This window comes from Microcoleus sp. PH2017_09_SFU_O_A, assembly GCF_020738625.1.
GTDB lineage: Bacteria > Cyanobacteriota > Cyanobacteriia > Cyanobacteriales > Microcoleaceae > Microcoleus.
On the sequence record NZ_JAEQCF010000175.1, the window covers coordinates 1 to 3592 of the forward strand.

The 3592-nt window shown below is 44.7% G+C and carries 4 protein-coding genes; 1 reads left to right on the forward strand and 3 read right to left on the reverse strand.

Features of this window, described 5'->3' with window-relative positions; translation table 11 throughout:
- Positions 1–525, forward strand: a 525-nt coding sequence (locus JGK16_RS32385; RefSeq protein WP_293186725.1) for a transposase, incomplete at its 5' end; no start/stop codon positions are given.
- 169 nt (positions 526–694) lie between these two features.
- Here JGK16_RS32385 and JGK16_RS32390 read toward each other — a convergent pair.
- From JGK16_RS32390 to JGK16_RS32400, 3 genes are all read right to left on the reverse strand, one after another.
- The gene (locus JGK16_RS32390; protein ID WP_293193981.1) at positions 695–1435 is read right to left on the reverse strand and encodes a Uma2 family endonuclease; all 741 of its coding nucleotides are present in this window, start codon (positions 1433–1435) and stop codon (positions 695–697) included.
- A gap of 297 nt (positions 1436–1732) precedes the next feature.
- Positions 1733–2827 (reverse strand): ArsA family ATPase, encoded by a 1095-nt coding sequence (locus JGK16_RS32395; protein WP_293193983.1) that lies wholly within the window; start codon positions 2825–2827, stop codon positions 1733–1735.
- Positions 2828–3052: 225 nt separating this feature from the next.
- Complete coding sequence (locus JGK16_RS32400; protein WP_293155850.1) at positions 3053–3253, reverse strand: DUF2862 domain-containing protein; 201 nt, start codon at positions 3251–3253, stop codon at positions 3053–3055.
- Positions 3254–3592 lie beyond the last annotated feature (339 nt).

Consider the following 3592-nt stretch of genomic DNA (forward strand, 5'->3'; position numbering starts at 1 on the left):
GCAAAACTGTCAGCCAGTTGTCGAAATGGGTACGTATTTTTAGACCGAATTAGTTGGGATAACTTCAACGAATCAGGAGACCTTAAAAGACAAGTAGAAACATTTAAACAATTCACCGGATTTTACCCTGAATCAATTCATGTAGATCGGATATATCGAACACAAGAAAATAGAGCTTGGTGCAAAGAACTCGGCATCAGAATGAGCGGTGTCCGTCTAGGAAGACCTCCCAAAAATCTGAGCAAATCAATGAAAAAACAAGCTCAATCAGACGAGAGAATTCGTAACTTAATTGAGGGGAAATTTGGAGAAGCTAAAAGAAGATTTAGCCTCGGTAGAGTGATGGCTAAACTTAATAATACTTCTGAAACAAGCATCGCAATAACTTTTCTGGTGATGAATCTTTCTGCCCTGCTACGGCAGGCTTTTTGGCTTTTTTTCGGTCTATTTCATAACAAAAACCTTTTTGGATGTTTTTTGGCTCCAATCATTGGTAAAAGCTATGTTTCGGCAGAAAAAAATTGACAAAACTTATATTGCCGAGGCGATCTCGAATTCACTTATCTTTCTAAATGCTGTTTTCTGACTTTTTCAGCAAGCCCTAATTATGCGATCGCCACCCCTTGACAGGTCAAGACAGTATCTACGGAGATTATGTACGCGATTTAAATCGGCGTTTAAATTGCCCAATCATCTATTGCAATTGATTTGGATCGATTCCCATTGCTCGGAGTTGAGCTTCTAAGGCTTGCGATCGCGATCGTTCTTGCTCGAGCAAAGTTTCAGCCTCAGTCGCCCGTTCCTCTGCTTGTTGTCGCAGTTGCTCTGCTTCAGTCGCTTGTGCTTCCGCTTGGCGCCGCAGTTGAGCGAGTTCCACAAAACTCATAAATGCTTCTCCGTTTGGCCCGAACATTTCGAGTCCGGTTTCAGATAATTGGAACCGCACGCCCAATCTCGGACTGATCCAACCGTCTATTTGTTCGATCGCCTCTAACTCTTCCTCAACCCGCTGCCATCCTGTCAATTCTAATGTTTGTGGGTCGTACAAATAGTATTCTTCCACACCGTAACGTTCGTAAAATTTGAACTTTTGAATCATCGGAGCAGGCCGATTTCCCGGCGACCAAATTTCAAACACGACTTGCGGCGGAATATTATCTTCATTCCACTGTTGATAGGAACCTCGATATCCTTTTGGTCTACCAAAAACTACCATCACATCTGGTGCTTGGCAAAGTTTATTATTTCTTTCAACGGGATACCAAAGCAAGTCGCCGGCTACGAAAACATTCGGGTCATTCGCAAACAATAGTTCGGAATTTTCCTTAATCCAAACGATTAATCGAAACTGCTCAGTATTGTCTGACATTGGTTCTCCGTTATCGTCAGGGTATACGATGTTTTGTTGGTCGGGAGATTGCAGTTGTGTAACCATTGCTGTTTTCCCAAATTTGCTAATGATTTTATATTATAGACGCACTGCGGGCGATCGTATTTTCCAAGATTTATCGATAATTTTCAGTGTTTGTGGTCCTAGGGTGCGGATCCATGAAAAATCCGTAAATTATAGCCTTTCTCGGAAAGATGAGGTATGACTGACAGCTTATATAACCATTTAAATGTATAGGGCCCAAGCCCAACAACGTACCCCATACAACTACTAATAAAAATAATGTGGAACGGGCATCTTGCCCGTTCCAAAATTTACCCAAAATCCCGAACAACTTAACTGCTAAAAAGAAATAATCAAGTAACCATTCTGGAATTTAGCACCTGTGACAGATTTTCCAGTTAGCGCCGGAGGAAGCAAGATATTGCGCCGCTGATCGCCCGCTTCGATCGTCACTTCCGGCCCGGATTGAATCAATTTAATTTCTTTCTTGTCAAACCCAGGCAAAAACAAACTAACTAGACGCTGTGCAGTGTTGATGTTAATCGGTTTAGGAGCTTTCCCAGCTTCAGAAAAATCTGGCAAAGCATCAATTAACGGCTGCCAACTATTATCGCTGTGGGCCGGCACAGAAACTGCTGTCAAAGGATCGAAATCAGCAGCAATCGTTTCTGTAAGCGGTGCTTGATTGACAATCACACCGCCGACAGTTAAACCAATTTGTTGAGAACTTCCCCACAAATAGCGCGCAGTGCCGATCGCACTTGCATCCCCAGTCGTCACCAAATAAGCGGCCGTGCGGTTCGGATCTGCCAGCGCTTCCTTACCCTTATCCAACAGATTATCGACTTGCTTGGTAGATTGAAAAGCATTGTCTCCCGACATATCCACCGTCAACACGGTACTGACAACCGGTTGAATAAAAGGCGACAAAGCTTTCCCCAAATCCGAATCTACCAACGCTTGGCGGAAGCGACGGATGTACCAGCTCAAAATTTCCGGCATTCCCAACATCCGCAGCGTATCCATGCCGCCGCTGCCGTCATACACAATGACATCGTATTGTTTGCTGTCGTCGTATTCCCGAAGTTCGTTCAACGCCAGCGCGCTGTCCATCCCCGGTAACACTCCCAATTCTTGCCCGTAAATCTGCTTGAAAAACGGAGTGCGGACATATTGAGCTTCTAGTTGTTTAATTTCGTCCCACCTGCGTTCTAGCAGCGGCGCGCTGTTCACCTGAACTGCTTTGAAGTTGGGGGCGATTTCCTGTGGCGTGGGAGTCAGGGGAACCCCTAGCAGAATACCCAATGCAGGCCCCGGATCTTGGCCGAGTAGCAGAACTCGCTTGCCTTGAGCCGCATATTTTTTAGCTGTTGCGATCGCGATCGTGCTGCGGCCAGTGCCGCCTTTGCCCAAAAATGTCAAAATCAAAGCCATTTTCTGTTCTCAGTGCCAAAGCTTACTACTTAACATTTAAGCGCAACCTTCAGCCAGAGTTGTCAGTTGTCAGTGGGTAGTTGTCAGTGGTTAGTGGGCTGTGGGCTGTGGGCAGTAGGTAGTTGTTCTTTCTGATTCCTGATGTGTGAGTTGTTAGCTGCTACCAATAACAACTGACAACTGACAACTAACAACTGCCCACTGCCCACTGACAACGGCCTTCTACTAAACGGCTTCTAGCTCATCTTCAAAGAACCAAGTCGCAAAACCGTCAAACTTGACAACCACGCCTACTCCGCTGCCATCAACCATTCTGAATCCGTCAACAGTGCCTACTGGATTTTCCTTTATCTTGCCCACCATATTTGCAGGTATCCGATCTCTGAGACGGCGTACCTTAACTCTCTGACCTACTTCTATTGCCACTGAAATTGTTCTCCTGCTCTACATAACTTATATACAAGCGTTCATTTTACAGTTTGGCGGTCTCGATCGAGCAGCAACACCACCGGGCCCGATCGCCCGCCATGATTTTCCAGCGAAATTTTCGATCAAATTTCCCTAAAAGACGGTATTATAAAACTTTATTAAGTTTGTAAGCAGTAGTAAGCAATAGTAGTATCATATAGTCAAAATGGTCAACTGAGAGAATTATTGCGATCGTCCAAAAATGGAGAGTCTGAATGCAACTAGCAGAGAGGCACATCATTAAATCCACCGAGAATCGTTTTGTTGAAATTGACGAATTAGCCTTTAAATCCAAAA

Bases quoted from the DNA above. Each gene is read 5' to 3' on its own strand.
- JGK16_RS32390 (WP_293193981.1), bottom strand. From the start codon at position 1,435: ATGGTTACACAACTGCAATCTCCCGACCAACAAAACATCGTATACCCT.
- JGK16_RS32395 (WP_293193983.1), bottom strand. From the start codon at position 2,827: ATGGCTTTGATTTTGACATTTTTGGGCAAAGGCGGCACTGGCCGCAGC.